General features: G+C 63.4%; 12 protein-coding genes and 1 tRNA gene. 10 read left to right on the top strand and 3 right to left on the bottom strand.

The window, feature by feature from the left end; all coding sequences use genetic code 11:
* Positions 1–139 precede the first annotated feature (139 nt).
* The 3 genes from glnL (at position 140) to FQ755_RS19360 (ending at position 5079) form a co-directional block, all read left to right on the top strand.
* Positions 140–1282 (top strand): nitrogen regulation protein NR(II), encoded by a 1143-nt coding sequence (gene glnL, locus FQ755_RS19370; RefSeq protein WP_144156421.1) that lies wholly within the window; start codon positions 140–142, stop codon positions 1280–1282.
* A gap of 45 nt (positions 1283–1327) precedes the next feature.
* Entirely contained in the window at positions 1328–2842 is a 1515-nt protein-coding gene (gene ntrC / locus FQ755_RS19365; protein ID WP_144156420.1) for a nitrogen regulation protein NR(I), read from the top strand.
* A gap of 98 nt (positions 2843–2940) precedes the next feature.
* Positions 2941–5079, top strand: coding sequence for a prolyl oligopeptidase family serine peptidase (locus FQ755_RS19360; RefSeq protein ID WP_144156419.1), 2139 nt, complete (start codon positions 2941–2943; stop codon positions 5077–5079).
* On the opposite strand, the gene xth is transcribed toward FQ755_RS19360, so the two are convergent.
* Complete coding sequence (gene xth / locus FQ755_RS19355; RefSeq protein WP_144156418.1) at positions 5080–5856, bottom strand: exodeoxyribonuclease III; 777 nt, start codon at positions 5854–5856, stop codon at positions 5080–5082.
* A gap of 252 nt (positions 5857–6108) precedes the next feature.
* On the opposite strand from xth, the gene FQ755_RS19350 reads away from it, so the two are divergent.
* From FQ755_RS19350 to FQ755_RS19330, 6 genes are all read left to right on the top strand, one after another.
* Positions 6109–6396: a hypothetical protein gene (locus FQ755_RS19350; protein ID WP_074299926.1), complete on the top strand. Its 288-nt coding sequence runs from the start codon at positions 6109–6111 to the stop codon at positions 6394–6396.
* A gap of 67 nt (positions 6397–6463) precedes the next feature.
* Positions 6464–6540, top strand: a tRNA-Met gene (locus FQ755_RS19345).
* Positions 6541–7084: 544 nt separating this feature from the next.
* Positions 7085–8983, top strand: coding sequence for a potassium transporter Kup (locus FQ755_RS19340; RefSeq protein WP_144156417.1), 1899 nt, complete (start codon positions 7085–7087; stop codon positions 8981–8983).
* Positions 8984–9656: 673 nt separating this feature from the next.
* Complete coding sequence (locus FQ755_RS37500) at positions 9657–9815, top strand: hypothetical protein (RefSeq protein WP_186308591.1); 159 nt, start codon at positions 9657–9659, stop codon at positions 9813–9815.
* 203 nt (positions 9816–10018) lie between these two features.
* Positions 10019–11770, top strand: coding sequence for an ABC transporter permease (locus FQ755_RS19335; protein WP_144156416.1), 1752 nt, complete (start codon positions 10019–10021; stop codon positions 11768–11770).
* Between the two features lie 11 nt (positions 11771–11781).
* Positions 11782–13122: an AAA-associated domain-containing protein gene (locus FQ755_RS19330; protein WP_144156415.1), complete on the top strand. Its 1341-nt coding sequence runs from the start codon at positions 11782–11784 to the stop codon at positions 13120–13122.
* A gap of 53 nt (positions 13123–13175) precedes the next feature.
* On the opposite strand, the gene FQ755_RS19325 is transcribed toward FQ755_RS19330, so the two are convergent.
* Complete coding sequence (locus FQ755_RS19325) at positions 13176–13559, bottom strand: hypothetical protein (RefSeq protein WP_144156414.1); 384 nt, start codon at positions 13557–13559, stop codon at positions 13176–13178.
* A 140-nt stretch (positions 13560–13699) separates the two neighbouring features.
* On the opposite strand from FQ755_RS19325, the gene FQ755_RS19320 reads away from it, so the two are divergent.
* Positions 13700–15037 (top strand): amidohydrolase family protein, encoded by a 1338-nt coding sequence (locus tag FQ755_RS19320; RefSeq protein WP_144156413.1) that lies wholly within the window; start codon positions 13700–13702, stop codon positions 15035–15037.
* Between the two features lie 44 nt (positions 15038–15081).
* Here the strand turns inward: FQ755_RS19320 and FQ755_RS19315 are convergent, their stop codons facing one another.
* Entirely contained in the window at positions 15082–17184 is a 2103-nt protein-coding gene (locus tag FQ755_RS19315) for a M3 family metallopeptidase (protein WP_144156412.1), read from the bottom strand.
* Between the last annotated feature and the right edge of the window lie 151 nt (positions 17185–17335).

Here is a 17335-nt window from a genome sequence, read left to right as displayed (position 1 = left end):
GAATGCGGGTCACAAAGGGACGGCGGCGCCGTCCCTTTTTTGTTGGAGCAGTGCCAACGTTTGCGATGCCGTTTGCGAAGCTGTTCATGACGCGCAGGCGGTCTGCCTTACCACCATCTCTCATCGGCCAGACTGCAAGATGGTTCTGAAGAATTTGATCAAAGCTAGAAAAGGGCATGCCGAGCCGCTGTCGGAAAACGCACAGCTGGTCGATTCCGGCTTGCTGACGGGGTTCGAGGCTTTGCCGACGGTCGTGCTCGTGCTCGACAAGCGCACGCTGCGCGTCGTGTTTGCGAACCCCTCGGCTGAAGCGATGCTCGATCTGTCGCGCCGGCAACTCACGCACATGGCGTGGCCCGAAATCTTCGCGAATTCGGACGAACTGGTCGCGACCATCGCGTCCATTGCCGAACAGCGTTTTCACGCGACTCACCTCGACGCGGTGCTGGAACGTCAGGGCCACGAGCCGCTGCATGTGCACGCGATCGTCGGTTATCTGGAAGGCGCGCCGGACTATGTGCTGCTGGAGTTGTTCGAAAACGAACGCCATATGCGCACCGACCGCGAAGAGCGCATCAACGACCTGACCGCGGTCAACAAGCAACTGATCCGCAATCTCGCGCACGAAATCAAGAATCCGCTCGGCGGCATTCGCGGCGCGGCGCAATTGCTGGAGTTCGAACTGGGTGTGCGCGAGCGCGACGAGTTGCGCGAGTACACCCAGGTCATCATCAAGGAATCGGACCGCCTGCAGACGCTGGTGGACCGCTTGCTGGAGCCGCACCGTCATCCGCATATCGTCGGCGACGTGAATATTCACGAGGTGTGCGAGCGCGTGCGCGCCGTGATCCTCGCGGAGTTTCCGCGCGGCCTGACCGTCGAGCGCGACTACGACGTGAGCGTGCCGGATCTGCGCGGCGACAAGGAACAGCTGATTCAGGCCGTCCTCAATATTGTCCGTAATGCAGCGGAAGCGCTGCGCGAACGGATCTCGCAAGGGGATGCGCGCATCGAATTGCGCACGCGCGTGGCGCGCAAGATCACCATTGCAAAACGTTTGTGCAAGCTGGCATTGGACTTGCATATCATCGACAACGGACCCGGCATTCCAGAAGATATCCGCGACCGTATTTTTTATCCGCTCGTTTCGGGGCGCGACGATGGCAGCGGTCTGGGTCTCACGCTCGCGCAGACTTTCGTGCAGCAGCACGACGGGCTGATCGAAGTGGAGAGCCGTCCGGGCCACACCGAGTTTCAGATTTTGCTGCCGCTCGACTGCTAATACCACATGCGTCACAAGCGCACCTAAAGACTTCTGACCTACCATATGAAGCCGATCTGGATAGTAGACGACGATCAATCGATTCGCTGGGTGCTCGAAAAGGCACTCGCCCGTGAAAACTTCGCGACGCGCAGCTTCGCGAACGTGCGCGACGCGGCAGCCGCGCTCGATCATGACAGCCCGCAGGTGCTGGTCTCCGACATCCGCATGCCCGGCGGTTCAGGCCTCGAATTGCTGCAGACGGTGCGCGACAAGCTGCCGGGCCTGCCGGTCATCATCATGACCGCGTTCTCGGATCTCGACAGCGCCGTGGCCGCGTTTCAGGGCGGCGCCTTCGAATATCTCGCCAAGCCGTTCGACGTCGACAAGGCCGTCGAACTGATTCGCCGCGCCGTCGACGAAAGCATGCGCGGCGAGCAGACGTGGGACGAACGCGTCGCCGATGCACCGGAAATGCTCGGCCAGGCGCCGGCGATGCAGGACATGTTTCGCGCCATCGGCCGCCTGTCCCATTCCGCGGCAACCGTGCTCATTACCGGCGAATCAGGCACCGGTAAGGAACTGGTGGCGCGCGCCTTGCACCGACATAGCCCACGCGCGAACGGTCCGTTCATCGCGCTGAACACCGCGGCGATTCCGAAAGATCTGCTGGAGTCCGAACTATTCGGCCACGAACGCGGCGCCTTCACCGGTGCTCAGGCGATGCGTCAGGGGCGCTTCGAGCAGGCCGAAAACGGCACGCTGTTTCTCGACGAAATCGGCGATATGCCGTTCGATCTGCAGACGCGTTTGCTGCGTGTTCTGTCGGATGGGCAGTTCTATCGGGTCGGTGGGCACAATCCCTTGCGCGCCAATGTGCGGGTGATTGCCGCGACTCACCAGAATCTCGAATCGCGTGTGCGTCAGGGTCTGTTCCGCGAGGACCTGTATCACCGCCTCAACGTGATCCGGTTGCGTCTGCCGGCCTTGCGCGAGCGCAGCGAGGACATTCCGTTGCTCACGCGGCACTTCCTGCAAAAGAGCGCGCGCGATCTCGGCGTCGAACCGAAGCGCGTGTCCGAAGAGGCGCTGACGTATCTCGCCTCGCTGCCGTTTCAGGGCAACGTGCGGCAACTGGAGAATCTCGCCAACTGGCTGACCGTGATGGCGCCGGCGCAGACCATCGAGATCAAGGATTTGCCGCCCGATCTGATGCCGGCGCAGGCAGGCCTCGCCGACATTTCCGCCAGCGGCGTGTTGACGGTCGATACGGCCGGCGGCGCGGCGGGGCAGGGCGCGGCGAACGGCGCCGCGCTGGCCTCGCATGCGCCGGCGATGCCGGGCATGCCCGTCGCGGGCGCTGTCAGCGCCTGGGAAAACGGGCTGCGCACCGAGGTCGCACGCATGCTGCGCGAGAACTCGGCTGACGTAATGGACGAACTCGCGCGGCGTTTCGAAGCCGCGGTGATTCGCGAGGCGCTCGATTTCACGCGCGGGCGCAAGGTCGAAGCCGCCGAGCGGCTGGGCATTGGCCGCAACACGATCACGCGCAAGATTCAGGAACTCAATCTCGAGCCCTGAAGGAGTTTTGAACGAAGGCACGATGCGCGTCATCGGCGCTTTGCGGGCGTCGTAACTGAACAAGGCATAATCGACCTTGTTCAGTTACGACGCCTACCATGCCAGCTTCCGCTTCGAGTTCGTTTTCCGGGCCGCTCTGGCCGCAATCTCCCGATCCTTTCCTGTCGCTCGAGTCGCTCGACGACCCGGCCGCGATGGCCTGGGTCGAGCAGCAGAACGCCCGCACGCGCGCTGCATTTTCGAGTGGAGCGCGCTGCGAGTCGCTCACGCAAAAACTCGCCGCCGCTTATCTGCCGCGCGAGCGGCCGGTGATTCCGGACCGCTGGCAAGACTGGGCTTACGACCTGTGGCAGGACGAGCACAATCCCAAAGGCATCTGGCGCCGCACGTCGTGGGCGAGCTGGCGCAACGGCACGCCGGCCTGGCAGAACCTGCTCGACTTCGATGCGCTCGGCGCGGCGGAGGGCACGCCGTGGGTCTGCGTCGAACTCGACATCCTCTATCCCGACGGCGACCGCGCGCTCGTCACGCTCTCGCCGGGCGGCTCGGATGCGGTGGTGGTGCGGGAGTTCGATATCGACGCCCTGCGTTTCGTCGATGCGGGCTTTGCCATCCCCAAAGCCGGCAAGCACACGATCTCATGGATCGACCGCGACACGGTGTATGCCGGCTGGGACAAGGGCGGCAAGACGCTGACGCGCTCGGGTTATCCGCGTGAAGTGCGACGCTGGACGCGCGGCACGGCGTTGACCGCAGCGCCGGTGGTGTTTCGCGGCGAGTTCGACGACATCAGCGTCGATGCGAACTACGATCCGATCGATCTGCGCCATACGGTCGTGCGCAGTGTCGACTTTTTCGATTCCGAAACGTTCTACCTGGATGCCGCCGGCGCGTGGCAGCGCTATGACGTGCCCGAGCATGTCGCGGTGAGCGGCTGGGAAGGCTGGCTGATGTTCGAGCCGCGTCTCGACTGGGCATGCGGCGACGCGCGCTATCCGGGCGGCGCGCTGCTGGCGATTCGCGAGCAGGCCTTTTTCGCGGGGGACCGGCGTTTTGTCGCGCTCTTCACGCCGAATGCGCAGACCTCCGCATGCGATTGGACCCACACGCGCAACCATCTGATCGTCTCGTATCTGGATGACGTGCAGAGCAAGACGGTGCTGTGGCAAGCGCGCCGCGCCGATGCTGCCTCTGCTTCTGTTTCCGATGCGGGCGGCTGGCAGTGGTCGTCGCGCGAGTTTCCGGCGCGTGCGACTTCGCAGGTCGATGTGTCGCCCATCGAGCCGACGCTCAACGACGAGGTGTTTGTCGACGTCGACGATTATCTGCAGCCCCCCGAATACTGGCTCGCCGATCTGGCGAAGGAGCCGCTCACGGAGTGGGAATTGCTCGATCGCTGGCCGACCCAGTTCGACGCGACGCCTTACGCGGTGAAGCGCAGCCACGCGCGCTCCGCCGATGGCACGCGCGTGCCGTACACGGTGATCGGCCCGTGCACGTTGCTCGAGGCATCGTCGCAAGCGGAACGGGCGAGCGGCGCGCGCCCGTGTCTTCTGACCGGCTATGGCGGTTTCGCGATTCCGCTCACGCCGAGCTATCTGACCGGGCCGGGCATCGGCTGGCTCGCGCAGGGCAGTATGTTCGTGGTCGCGCATATCCGCGGCGGTGGAGAGTTCGGCACCGAGTGGCATCTCGCGGCCCAGGGCGAAAACCGCCAGCGCTCCTTCGACGATTTCATCGCGGTGGCGCAGGCGCTGATCGACGATGGCATGACTACCGCCGCGCAGCTAGGTATCAAGGGCGGCAGCAATGGCGGCCTGCTGGTGGCGGCGTGCATGGTGCAGCGGCCCGAGCTGTTCGGCGCCGTAGTGTGCGAAGTGCCGCTGCTCGACATGAGCCGCTATCACCTGCTGCATGCGGGCGCGTCGTGGATCGACGAGTATGGCGATCCGGACGAACCCGGCGAGGCACGCGTGCTCGCCGCTTACTCGCCGTATCACCAGGTGCGGGCCGGCGTGACGTATCCGCCGGTGCTGTTCACGACTTCAACGAGCGATGACCGCGTCCATCCCGGACACGCGCGCAAGATGGTGGCGCGCATGCAGGCGCAGGGCGCGGAGCGCGTCTGGTATCGGGAGAACACCGACGGCGGCCACGGCGGCGGCTCCGACGAACTGGAGCAGGCCGTTCATGATGCGATGGTGTATGAGTTTTTGTGGAGCTGTGTGGGCGGCTGATCAGCCGACTTGTGCGACCACCGGTGCGTGGTCCGACGGCTGTTCCCACTTGCGCGGCACCTTGTCTACTTCACACGAGGTACAGATGGCGGCGAGCGGCTCGGACAACAGGATGTGGTCGATGCGCAGGCCCGCATTGCGGCGAAACGCCATCATCCGGTAGTCCCACCATGAGAACACTTTCTCCGGGTGCTCGAACATCCGGAAGGAATCGACCAGCCCCAGCCCGACGAGGCGGATGAACTCGGCGCGCTCTTCGGGCGACACGAGGTTCTGTCCTTCCCAGGCCTTCGGGTCGTGGACGTCGCGGTCTTCCGGGGCGATGTTGTAGTCGCCGAGCAGTGCGAGCTTGGGATAATGCTTGAGTTCGTCCGCGAGCCAGTCGTGCAGCGCTTCGAGCCAGCGCAATTTATAGGCGAACTTGTCGGTGCCGGGCGCCTGGCCGTTGGGGAAGTAGGCCGAGATCACGCGCACGCCCTCGATGGTCGCGGCAATCACGCGTTGCTGCGGATCTTCGAAGCCGGGAATATTGCGCACGATGGTGGTTTCGTCGACAGTGAGGCCGTCGCGTACCAGAATGCCCACACCGTTATAGGTCTTCTGGCCGGCGAACCAGCTCCGGTAACCCTTTTCCTCGAGTTCGGCGCGCGGGAATTTGTCGTCGGTCAGTTTGAGTTCCTGCAGGCACAGGATGTCGGTCTGGCTCGTCGCGAGCCAGTCGATGACGTGCTGCTGGCGCACTTTGAGCGAATTGACGTTCCAGGTGGCGATTTTCATCGGCGTTTCTCTTTGATGTCAGGTGCTGGGACTACGCCCGGCGGCGCACGCGGGGCGCAACATGCCCGTGCGGGATGATGCCCCGAATCTTACCGCGATCCGGCTATGGCCCAACCGCGGCCCAACCACGGCCCAGCAGCAACGGCACGGCGAGCCGCGGCGGCGATGCGGCGGCCGCGCGCAAAATAAATACCTGGCCCCTTCGTTGCGCAGCGTATAGTGGGCCAACACTCACGCATCGGGGGAATCGTCATGGCAGAACTTTATCCGGCTATCTATAAGGACTTCGAAGTGCATCCGCTGGTGTTCTCGCGGGAATTCGACAAGTTCGACGGCCACAAGCGCCATGCCGAAGGTTATGACGTCGCGGTGCGGGTCTGCCGCCCAGGCGCGATCAGCGGTTCGAAGGCGAGCCGGGTGTTTCGGCTCGTGCGGCCTGCCACGTTCTCCGATTTCGGCATCGCCAAGCGCAGCGCCAGCCAGTACGGTGCGGACATCATCGACGGCAAGGTCGAGGGTGCATCGGTCGCCGATCTGTGAGGCTAAAAATAATCGCCGCGATTGTTTGACGATCGGCCGACATCTCTATACAATCCGTTTTCTCTGACGCGGGGTGGAGCAGTCTGGCAGCTCGTCGGGCTCATAACCCGAAGGTCACAGGTTCAAATCCTGTCCCCGCAACCAAGCATTTTGGAAAGCCCGCTGGCGATTGCCATGCGGGCTTTTTCAATTTTGGGCGGCGCAAAACACAACAAACGGGCAACAGTTATTCACGCCGTGCAGGCCTTTTTTTATTAATACGTAATCCTGAGGAATTGGCCCTTGCATGAATGCTGTTGCCTTCGTAGCGGGCCGGCGCCTCGGGCCGTCTTCCAATAGTTTCTGAAAGGAAGCAAAGGTACCATTCGCCGTTTGAGCGGGCAGTGTGGCGACCCCATACGACGCACGCCGCAAACCTAGTTTCAGGGCGTTGAAATGGATACCTACATCCTGTTGGGCGGCGGTTTTGGTCTCGCGCTGGCAATCGCGATCTGGGGCATCTGGAAGCTCAGATAAGCCCTATCTGGCCGCCATAAGGGAAATCATTCCCGCGCCCGCGCGATATTTTCATCGCGCTGTATCGGGAACCTGCTAGAAGCTAGCTATTCTGCTGGTGCGAGGGCCGTATTTCCGTCAGGCGCCAATACGGCCAGGCATGCCGTTAATTTCATTTAACTTACGACACTTTATGTCCTCATCTGTCACCAGCCCCTCGAACCATACGGTCAACGCCGCGCCGAGCCTCGTGCTGGGCGCCATCGGCGTGGTGTTCGGCGACATCGGCACCAGCCCGCTCTACACGTTGCGCGAATGTCTGAAGGCCGCGGGCGGCATCAGCCAGGCGAACGTGTTCGGCATCGTGTCGTTGATTCTCTGGTCGATCATCGTGGTGGTCACGCTGAAGTATGTGAGCTTCGTGATGCGCGCGGACAACGACGGCGAAGGCGGCATTCTCGCGCTCACCGCACTGGCTTCGCGGGTGGCGCCCAAGCGTCTGTCCCAGGTGCTGCTCACGCTGGGCGTGTTCGGCGCGGCGATGTTCTACGGCGACTCCATGATCACGCCGGCCATTTCGGTGATCTCGGCGGTGGAAGGCGTCACCCTGGTCGATCCTAAACTGACGGCCTGGATCGTGCCTATCTCGCTCGTCATCCTGACGGGGCTGTTCAAGCTGCAAAAACGCGGTACGGGAACCGTCGGCAAGGTCTTCGGGCCCATCATGATCGTGTGGTTCGTGACGCTCGCCGCGCTGGGCCTGCTGCATATCGTCACCGGGCCGGCCATCATCAAGGCGGTGTCGCCGCTTTACGCCGTGCGTTTCGTGACGCACGCGCCGGGCACCGCCTTCGTGGTGCTGGGTTCGGTATTCCTTGCGCTGACCGGCGGCGAAGCGCTTTATGCGGACATGGGACACTTCGGCAAGAAGCCAATTCGCTTCGCCTGGCTGATGCTGGTGCTGCCGAGCCTCGTGCTCAACTACTTCGGCCAGGGCGCGCTGGTGCTGGCGCGGCCCGCGGCGATCGGGCAGCCGTTCTTCGAATCGGCGCCCGGCTGGGCGCTCGTGCCGCTGGTCGTGCTGGCCACGGCGGCCACCATCATCGCCTCGCAGGCGGTGATCTCCGGCGCGTTTTCGATGACCAAGCAGGCGGTCCAGCTCGGCTTTCTGCCGCGCATCCCGGTGGTTCATACGTCGACGCATGAGGTGGGCCAGGTCTACGTGCCGTTCATCAACGTGTCGCTGTACGCGGCGGTGGTGTTTCTGGTGGTGTTCTTCAAGTCCTCCGACAATCTCGCCGCGGCATACGGCATTGCCGTCGCCTCGACCATGCTGCTGACCACCCTGCTGATGTATTTCATCACGCACTCCCTGTGGAAGTGGAAGACGCTCTCGACTGTCCTCGTCATCGGTCCGCTGGTGCTGGTGGACGCGGTGTTCGTCTCGAGTAACGTCAGCAAGGTGTTCGAGGGCGGCTGGTTTCCGCTACTCGCGGGCGGTGCACTGTTCACGGTGATGACCACCTGGCACAGGGGCCGCGAGATCGTCGTCGAGCGCATGAAGACCGACAACATCCCGCTCGCCGGCCTGATCAAGTCGTTGTGCGGCGGCTCGCATCCGCCGCCGCGTGTCGAAGGCACGGCGGTGTTTCCGGGCGGCGTAGCGGGCATGACGCCGTCGGCCTTCATGCACAACCTCAAGCACAACCGGGTGATGCACGGCATCAACATCTTCATGGCGGGCACGACGGATAACGTGCCGCACGTCCACGACGATCAGAAGCTCACCGTGGAAGATCTCGGCTACGGCTGCTATTCGGTCAGCGTGCGCAACGGCTTCATGGAGATTCCCAACGTGCCGGCCATTCTGACGCTGGTCGCCAAAAAAATCCCCGACTGGCACTACGAGCCGCAGGACACGTCCTTTTTCCTCGCGCGCGACACGGTGCTCGCAACGGGGGAGAGCAAGGCCATGGCGCTGTGGCGCGAGAAGCTGTTCGCGTTCCTCGGCCGCAATGCGGCGCAGGCCGCCGAATACTATAGTTTGCCGGCCAATCGCGTGGTCGAGCTGGGTGGCCAGATCAATATGTAGACGCGCTTTGCAGGCGTCGATCGAGCGGCGGGGTTTAGGCCTCGCCGCTTTCCTTCGCTTTCCTTCAATATCCCTGCAAAAGCATTCAGCCACCGAACTCAATTGAGTCGGCTCTGCTGATTGATTCAAGTTGACTTTTGGTTCTCAAAATGTCTAGAATTCCGCGTCGTCACAAATGGGGCAAATGCCTTGGACAGTAGCAGTAGTCGATCTTCGATCAGATTCGCCGCCTGACCGGCAGGACGTCCGCGCCTTATTCTTTACGCCGCCGTCTTGCCAGCAGGCAGACGGTGCGCGCCGTAGTTAATCTCTCCGTGCACCTTATCAGCGCCATACCAACGCTGCGACCGGTTAATGCCGCGCGTTCGTGTGGTTCCGTGTCGCGAGCCTTGCTCGTGGCCGCGCTCTTGCGCGCGCCGGGTGTTTCCCGCGTGCGTTAAAGCGTGTAGACAAACCCACGCCGCGTGCATTCGCCATGCACACGGTGGACGTCGATAAGGAGTGTCCCATGCCGGACCCTGACAGTTACCCCACAACCTGTCCTATATGCCGCTGTACCTTCCGTTTGCCTGAAGGAAGCGAGTAGATCTTCGCCGTTGCGCGCATGCCGCGCGGCCATTCCGGGTCTGCTGGCTTCCAGTAATGGCGTTGAGCCAACGCCCGGAGAAACATCATGAATTTCGGTCTCCTTCTGTCGCAACTGCCGCACGTGCAGGAATCGCGCGTCCATTACGACGCCATGCTGTCGCTGCAAACCCGCGAGCCTCAAGAACCTCATCCGCCGCACCAGCTGATCGCCGCCTGGCAGCGCTTTAAATCGCTTGTTTCCTGAGTTCCTGCCGCCTTCTGTCGTCCGCCGACGCTTTCATTCATGACGATGAAACGCGCCGGCGGCTGACCCGGGCGGGTGTCTGTTTGATTGTGTATAGCCATGCGTTATTTCGGCTTTGCACCGCGAGTATTGAATTCCGCTGCCGCGCATTGCATCAGCGTCGCTCTATATGTTTTGAAAACCCGTAACCGGGGAAACGCCTGATGAATTTCAGTTTCAATCTCAATCGCACCGCCAATGCATCCGCCTGGCGTTTGCTGCCCAACGGCTGGGACTTCGTGGCCTTTCCGCTGATCATCTGCGTGATCGCCCTCACGGCGATCGGCTTTCACCAGACGCTCGCGCCGATGTCGACGCTCAAGACCCAGGTCATCTCGCTCGACCCCGCGAGCCTGCCCGAGTACGCGCTACGCACCACGCTGCGCATGCTGGCGGCGATGGTGGCCTCGCTGGTGTTCACGCTGAGCTACGGCACATTGGCCGCCAAGAGCCGCCGCGCCGAGAAGGTGCTGGTGCCGGTTCTCGACATCCTGCAATCGGTGCCGGTGCTGGGCTTCATTTCGTTCACGGTCACGTTCTTTATCGGGCTATTTCCGGGGCGCGTGCTGGGCGCCGAACTGGCGGCGATCTTCGCCATCTTCACGAGCCAGGCCTGGAACATGACGTTCAGCTTCTACCAGTCGATGCGCACGGTGCCGCGCGATCTGGACGAAGTCTCGCGCGGCTTTCATCTGACCGGCTGGCAGCGCTTCTGGAAGCTCGAAGTGCCGTATTCGATGCCGGGCCTGATCTGGAACATGATGATGTCGATGTCGGGCGGCTGGTTCTTCGTGGTGGCGTCCGAGGCCATTACTGTGGGCAATAACACCATCACGCTGCCGGGCATCGGCGCCTATCTGGCGCAGGCCATCGCCGACAAGAACATGCATGCGATCGGCTGGGTGATCCTGACCATGACGGTCGTGATTCTCGCCTACGACCAGTTGCTGTTCCGTCCGCTGGTGGCGTGGGCCGACAAGTTCCGCATGGAGAACACCAGCTCGGGAAATGCCCCGGAATCGTGGCTGCTCGACCTCGTGCGCCGCACGCGCCTGATTCACCGTGGCCTCGTGCCGCTGGGCGCCTTGTTCGCCAACGCCGCGCGCCTGCCGGTGCGCCTGCCGGGCGTGAGCCGCATCCGCTTCAGCCTGCCGCGCCGGCCGAAGGCATCGCGGCTGGGCGACATCGTGTGGGGCGCGCTCGTGATCGCTTTGACGCTGTATGTCGTCTATCGCGTCGTGAGCTATGTGCGCACCGGCGTCGATCTCGCTGAAGTGGAACACGTGCTGGTGCTGGGCCTGATCACATTGCTGCGGGTGGCCTTGCTGATTGCGATTTCGTCGCTGATCTGGGTGCCGCTTGGCGTGCTGATCGGACTGCGTCCGGCGCTCGCCGAGAAGATCCAGCCGCTCGCGCAGTTCCTCGCGGCGTTTCCGGCGAATCTGCTGTTTCCGGTGTTCGTGATCGTCATCGTGCGCTTTCATCTGAACCCGGATATCTGGCTCTCGCCGCTGATCGTGCTCGGCACGCAGTGGTACATCCTGTTTAATGTGATCGCGGGCGCCAGCGCCTATCCGAACGACTACCGCGAGGTGGCCACCAACTTCCGCATTCGCGGCTGGCAGTGGTGGCGCAACGTGATGCTGCCGGGCATTTTTCCGTACTACGTGACGGGCGCGATCACCGCCTCCGGCGGCGCGTGGAATGCGAGCATCGTGGCCGAGTACGTTCAGTGGGGCAACACCAGGGTGGTCGCCCACGGGCTGGGTTCGTATATTGCGCAGACTACCGCTGCGGGCGACTTCCCGAAGATCATTCTCGGCATTGCGACGATGTCGCTGTTCGTGACTCTGTTTAACCGCACGTTGTGGCGTCCGATGTACGCCTTCGCCGAATCCCGGCTTCGGCTCGATTGAGAGAAAACACGATGCTAAATCCAAAAGTTGTATCTGCCGATCTGTTCCCGGCGCCGTCGACGACATCGCGCCTCGGGGCGGAAGTGCTGCGCGTGAAGGACGTCAGTCGCGGCTTCGACAAGAACCAGGACGAGCTGCTGGTTCTCGACGGCGTGAACCTGTCGCTGCGCGAAGGCGAGATCGTCGGCATGCTGGGCCGCTCGGGCTCGGGCAAGTCCACCTTGCTGCGGATCATCGCCGGCCTGATCGAGCCGACCGACGGCGAAGTCTCATACCTCGGCAAGCCGCTTGACGGTCCTGCCAAGGGCGTGGCGATGGTGTTCCAGACCTTCGCGCTGTTTCCGTGGCTGACGGTTCTGCAAAACGTGGAAGCGGGTCTCGAAGCGCAGGGCGTGGGCGCGCGAGAGCGCCGCGAACGCGCCTTGGCCGCGATCGACCTGATTGGTCTGGACGGCTTCGAAAACGCCTATCCGCGTGAGCTGTCAGGCGGCATGCGTCAGCGGGTGGGCTTCGCCCGCGCGCTGGTGGTCGACCCGACGCTGCTGTTGATGGACGAGCCGTTTTCCGCGCTCGACGTGCTGACCGCCGAAACGCTGCGTACCGACCTGCTGGATCTGTGGACGCAAGGCCGCATGCCGATCAAGTCGGTGCTGATCGTCACGCACAACATTGAAGAAGCGGTGTTCATGTGCGACCGGATTCTGGTTTTGTCGTCCAATCCGGGCCGGGTGGTCGCGGAGATCAAGGTGCCGTTCAACCATCCGCGTAACCGTCTCGATCCGGCTTTCCGCCGCCTCGTGGACGAGATCTACGCCAAGATGACGGCGCGCCAGACCGAATCGACCCGAAAGGGCCTGGAGCTGGGCAACTGGCTGCCGTCTGTGTCGACCAACCTGATGGCCGGTCTGATCGAAACGGTGGCCGCCGCGCCGTACCACGGCCGTGCCGACATGCCGGAAATCGCCCGCTCGCTGCATCTGGAGGTGGACGATCTGTTCCCGGTCGCCGAAGTGCTGCAGCATCTGGGTTTCGCCGAAGTGCGCGAGGGCGACATCATGTTGACGCCGCCGGCGCGTGTATTCGCCGAACTCGGCACGCAGGACCGCAAGATGATGTTTGCCGAGCATCTGCTGCGTCACGTGCCGCTCGCTTCGCGGATCAAGAAGGTGCTCAACGAGCGTCCGGGTCACCGTGCGCCGCGCGTGCGTTTCGAGCAGGAGCTGGAGGACTTTCTCTCGGACAACGCGGCGGAAGATACGCTCGATACGGTCATCAACTGGGGCCGCTACGGGGAGATCTTCTCGTATAACGACCAGACCGAACTGTTCAGTCTGGAAGACGTGGAGTCCTGAACGTATCGCGGCATGCCGATGGATTTCATCGCGGTCCCGCTGTCAAGTTTCATTCACGCCCCCGGCAGTTCCGACTTGCCGCGCCGCCGGCGCGGCTTCGGTTCCACGCCGATTCGCGGATCGCGGGCGAGTACGAGCGCGGTGACCTGCTCGACGGTATCTTCGAAGGCCGGATCGTCTTGCGGCACATACAGCCATTTGCCGAGATCCGGGTGTTGCCGCAACCCGGGTACGTCCTCGATGAGCGCCGCGTGGCGTTCCTTCGACGTACACACCAGCAAGCCGTTCCACGGTGGCGTGCGATCGGCGGCGACCAGACAGATCAGTCCGTCGAGATAAGCGGCATCGCAGCCGAACATGCGCTTGCTGATGAAGGTGGGCTCGCGCTCGAAGGCGTCGAGAATCCAGGCGAGTGAGTTGCGAATGGCGGACGGCATGGCGTTGCAAGACAGGTGGGCTTGCCGACCATGCTAGTGTATTTTCGTCTCGCGCACCGGCATGGCGCTGCCCCTGTTGCTTCCCGCTCCCCGTCGCTTTCTGGCGCGGATAGAATCGATGACAGTCAAAGGAGCGAGACATGGACCTGATCATCCGCCGAGCCAGCCTGCCGCGTAGCGCGGGACCGCATAGGGAGCCCGTCGATATCGGCATCGAAGCAGGGCGCATCGTCGCCGTGCAAGCCGGCCTGGCGGCGAGTGCCGCCGAAGAAATCGACGCCGCCGGTTCGCTCGTCACGCCGCCCTTCGTGGACCCGCATTTCCACATGGACGCGACGCTGTCCTACGGCTTGCCGCGCGTCAACGCGTCCGGCACCTTGCTGGAAGGCATCGCGCTGTGGGGCGAACTCAAGCCGGAACTGACCCAGCAAGCCCTGATCGACCGCGCGCTGCAATACTGCGACTGGGCCGTGGCGCGCGGCCTGCTGGCGATTCGCAGCCACGTCGATGTGTGCGACCCGCGCCTGTTGGCCGTCGAGGCCTTGCTCGAAGTGAAGCGGCGCGTCGCACCTTACCTCGACTTGCAACTGGTGGCGTTTCCGCAGGATGGCGTGCTGCGCAGTCCCGGCGCCTTCGACAACCTGAAGCGCGCGATTGCGCTTGGCGTCGATGTGGTCGGCGGTATTCCGCACTTCGAGCGGACCATGGCGGAGGGCGCGGAGTCGGTGCGCATCCTGTGCGAATATGCGGCAGAGCAGGGTTTGCGCGTCGACATGCATTGCGACGAATCCGACGACCCGCTCTCGCGCCACATCGAAACGCTGGCGGCACAAACGCATCGGCTGGGTCTGCATGGGCGGGTCACCGGCTCGCATCTGACCTCGATGCACTCGATGGACAACTACTACGTCAGCAAGCTCCTGCCGCTGATGCGCGAGTCGGGCGTGGCGGCGATTGCGAATCCGCTCATCAACATCACGCTGCAGGCCCGCAGCGACACCTATCCGAAGCGGCGCGGCATGACGCGCGTGCCGGAGATGATGGCCGCGGGCATCAACGTGGCGTTCGGCCATGACTGCGTGATGGACCCGTGGTACAGCCTCGGCTCGGGCGACATGCTCGAAGTGGCGCACATGGGACTGCACGTGGCGCAGATGACCGGCATCGACGCGATGCATGCGTGCTTCGACGCGGTGACGGTGAATGCGGCGCGCATCCTCGGTCTGGAGGGCTATGGCATCGCGCCGGGATGCGAGGCGAATCTCGTGCTGCTCGATGCGCGCGATGCGGTTGAAGCCATCCGTCTGCGCGCCGCGCGCCTGATGGTGATCCGGCGCGGCAAGGTGGTGGCGAGCTCGCCGGCGGCGCGGGCGACGCTGACGCTGGAAGGGCGGCCCGCGCAGGTCGATTTCAAACTGCAGCGCGGAGACCGGATAGAGGCGATAGGTATGCCGACGCCGCGCGGCGTGTCGGGGTAAGCGGGTGGATGCCTGCGGCGCTCAAGCCGCCGCAGGCATCAAGCTCAATGCGTCGTAGCCGGCGTCATGCCGTTATGACGCAGCAGCGCGTCGATGTTCGGCTCACGGCCGCGGAACGCCTTGAACGATTCCATCGCCGGGCGGCTGCCGCCCACTTCGAGAATCTCCTTGCGATAGCGCGTGCCGGTGGCCGAATCGAGCACACTGCCGCTCGCGCTTCTCGCCGCTTCCTCGAAGGCCGCATACGCGTCCGCCGACAGCACCTCCGCCCACTTGTAGCTGTAGTAGCCCGCCGCGTAGCCGCCCGCGAAGATGTGGCTAAACGTGTTCGGCCAGCGCGAAAAGGCCACTTGCGGCACCACGTGGAAGCGCTCGTTGATCTCGCGGGCGAGGTCGTTGGCGTTCTGCGGGCCGCTTGCGTCGAAATCGGTATGCAGCTTCATGTCGAACATCGAGAACACGATCTGGCGCAACGTACCCAGTCCGCTCTGGAAGTTCTTCGCGGCCAGCATCTTGTCGAACAGATCGCGCGGCAGCGGTTTGGCGGTTTCGACGTGCGAGCTCATGTCGCTTAGCACGTCCCACTCCCAGCAGAAGTTTTCCATGAACTGCGAGGGCAGCTCGACGGCATCCCATTCCACGCCGTTGATGCCCGACACGCCCAACTCATCGACCCGCGTGAGCATGTGATGCAGCCCGTGGCCGAACTCGTGGAACAGCGTGATTACTTCGTCATGCGTGAAGCAGGCCGGCTTGCCGCCGACCGGCGCCGAGAAGTTGCACGTCAGATACGCGACCGGGGTTTGCACGCCGCCGTTCGCGTGCCTGTGACGGGCCCGCGCGTCGTCCATCCAGGCGCCGCCGCGCTTGCCTTCGCGCGCGTACAGGTCGACGTAGAACTGTGCGACCAGACTGCCGTCCTGATTCTCGATGCGGAAAAAGCGCACGTCCGGGTGCCACACGGCGGCTTCGTCGCGGCGGATCTTCACGTCGAACAGCGTTTCCGTGACCTTGAACAGGCCCTTGAACACGACGTCTTCCGGGAAGTATTGCTTGACCTCGTTTTCCGAGAACGAATAGCGCTTCTGACGCAGGCGCTCGGCGGCGAAGGTCATGTCCCACGGCTGCAGTTCGCTCATGCCGAGTTCGCTGGCGGCAAATTCACGCAGTTCTTTCCAGTCCTGCTCCGCGTGCGGACGGGCGCGCGTGGCGAGGTCCTCGAGGAAGGCCATGACCTGCGCGGGCGACTCCGCCATCTTCGGCGCGAGCGAGACTTCCGCGAAGTTGCGGTAGCCGAGCATGTGCGCTTCTTCGGCGCGCAGCTTGAGTTGCTCGGCGATGTTGGCGGTGTTGTCCCACTCCGGTTTGCCGCCGCCGTATGTGCCGCCCAGTTCCGAAGCACGCGTGACGTAGGCGCGGTACATCGTCTCGCGCATCGCGCGGTTTTCCGAGTACTGCATGACGGGGAAGTACGACGGGAAATGCAGCGTGAATTTCCAGCCGGTCTTGCCGTCGCGCTCGGCGGCTTCCTGCGCCGCTTCGATCACGTCTTCCGGCAGACCTGCCAGTTGCGCCTTGTCCTCGACCAGATAGCTATAGGCGTTGGTGGCGTCCAGCACATGATCGGAGAACGACTTCGAGAGATTCGCCTGGCGTTCCTGCAATTCGGCGAAGTGCGGCTTGTCGGCTTCCGGCAATTCCGCGCCCGACAGGCGGAAATCGCGCAGCGCATTGCTGAGGATTTTCTTGCGTTCGCCGGTGAGCGAGCCGAAGTCGCTGGCGGCGCTGAGGGCCTTGTACTTTTCGTAGAGCGCGAGATTTTGCCCGACGCTCGACCAGAATTCGGTGACGCGCGGCAGATTCTCGCCGTAGGCGGCGCGCAGTTCCGGCGTGTCCGCCACCGCATTCAGGTGGCCGATGACGCCCCACGCGCGCGATAGCGGCTCGGTGACGCGCTCGACCGGCTCGACCACGTCGGCCCACGATGCGGGCGTGCTCGGCTCGGCGGCGCGCTCGACGGCGGCCGTGGCGTTGGCGAGCAGCACGTCGAGCGCCGGCGTCACGTGTTCAGGGCGGATGTCGCCAAAGCGCGGCAGATCGGAGAAATCGAGCAGCGGGTTGTCGTGTGTGGATCGAGTAGTGGACATGAGGCGGCTTCCTGTCTGACGCGGGTGAATAGGCGGAAATCGGCGGGCGTGGCTCGTGGCTGCGCCCGGTAACGTCACTATTGGGGCGCAGTGCCGCGATTCCAATTGGGCTACGGCACAAATTAGCAGAAGTTCGCCTGGCGTGCGCCCG

The organism is Paraburkholderia sp. BCC1885, from assembly GCF_900996235.1.
Classification (GTDB): domain Bacteria; phylum Pseudomonadota; class Gammaproteobacteria; order Burkholderiales; family Burkholderiaceae; genus Paraburkholderia.
The sequence above is the reverse complement of the archived record's forward strand: the minus strand, read 5'-3'. Positions and strand labels throughout refer to the sequence as shown.

Coding starts and splice junctions, on each gene's coding strand:
- glnL (WP_144156421.1), top strand. CDS start 140: ATGGTTCTGAAGAATTTGATCAAAGCTAGAAAAGGGCATGCCGAGCCG.
- ntrC (WP_144156420.1), top strand. CDS start 1,328: ATGAAGCCGATCTGGATAGTAGACGACGATCAATCGATTCGCTGGGTG.
- FQ755_RS19360 (WP_144156419.1), top strand. CDS start 2,941: ATGCCAGCTTCCGCTTCGAGTTCGTTTTCCGGGCCGCTCTGGCCGCAA.
- xth (WP_144156418.1), bottom strand. CDS start 5,856: ATGAAAATCGCCACCTGGAACGTCAATTCGCTCAAAGTGCGCCAGCAG.
- FQ755_RS19350 (WP_074299926.1), top strand. CDS start 6,109: ATGGCAGAACTTTATCCGGCTATCTATAAGGACTTCGAAGTGCATCCG.
- FQ755_RS19340 (WP_144156417.1), top strand. CDS start 7,085: ATGTCCTCATCTGTCACCAGCCCCTCGAACCATACGGTCAACGCCGCG.
- FQ755_RS37500 (WP_186308591.1), top strand. CDS start 9,657: ATGAATTTCGGTCTCCTTCTGTCGCAACTGCCGCACGTGCAGGAATCG.
- FQ755_RS19335 (WP_144156416.1), top strand. CDS start 10,019: ATGAATTTCAGTTTCAATCTCAATCGCACCGCCAATGCATCCGCCTGG.
- FQ755_RS19330 (WP_144156415.1), top strand. CDS start 11,782: ATGCTAAATCCAAAAGTTGTATCTGCCGATCTGTTCCCGGCGCCGTCG.
- FQ755_RS19325 (WP_144156414.1), bottom strand. CDS start 13,559: ATGCCGTCCGCCATTCGCAACTCACTCGCCTGGATTCTCGACGCCTTC.
- FQ755_RS19320 (WP_144156413.1), top strand. CDS start 13,700: ATGGACCTGATCATCCGCCGAGCCAGCCTGCCGCGTAGCGCGGGACCG.
- FQ755_RS19315 (WP_144156412.1), bottom strand. CDS start 17,184: ATGTCCACTACTCGATCCACACACGACAACCCGCTGCTCGATTTCTCC.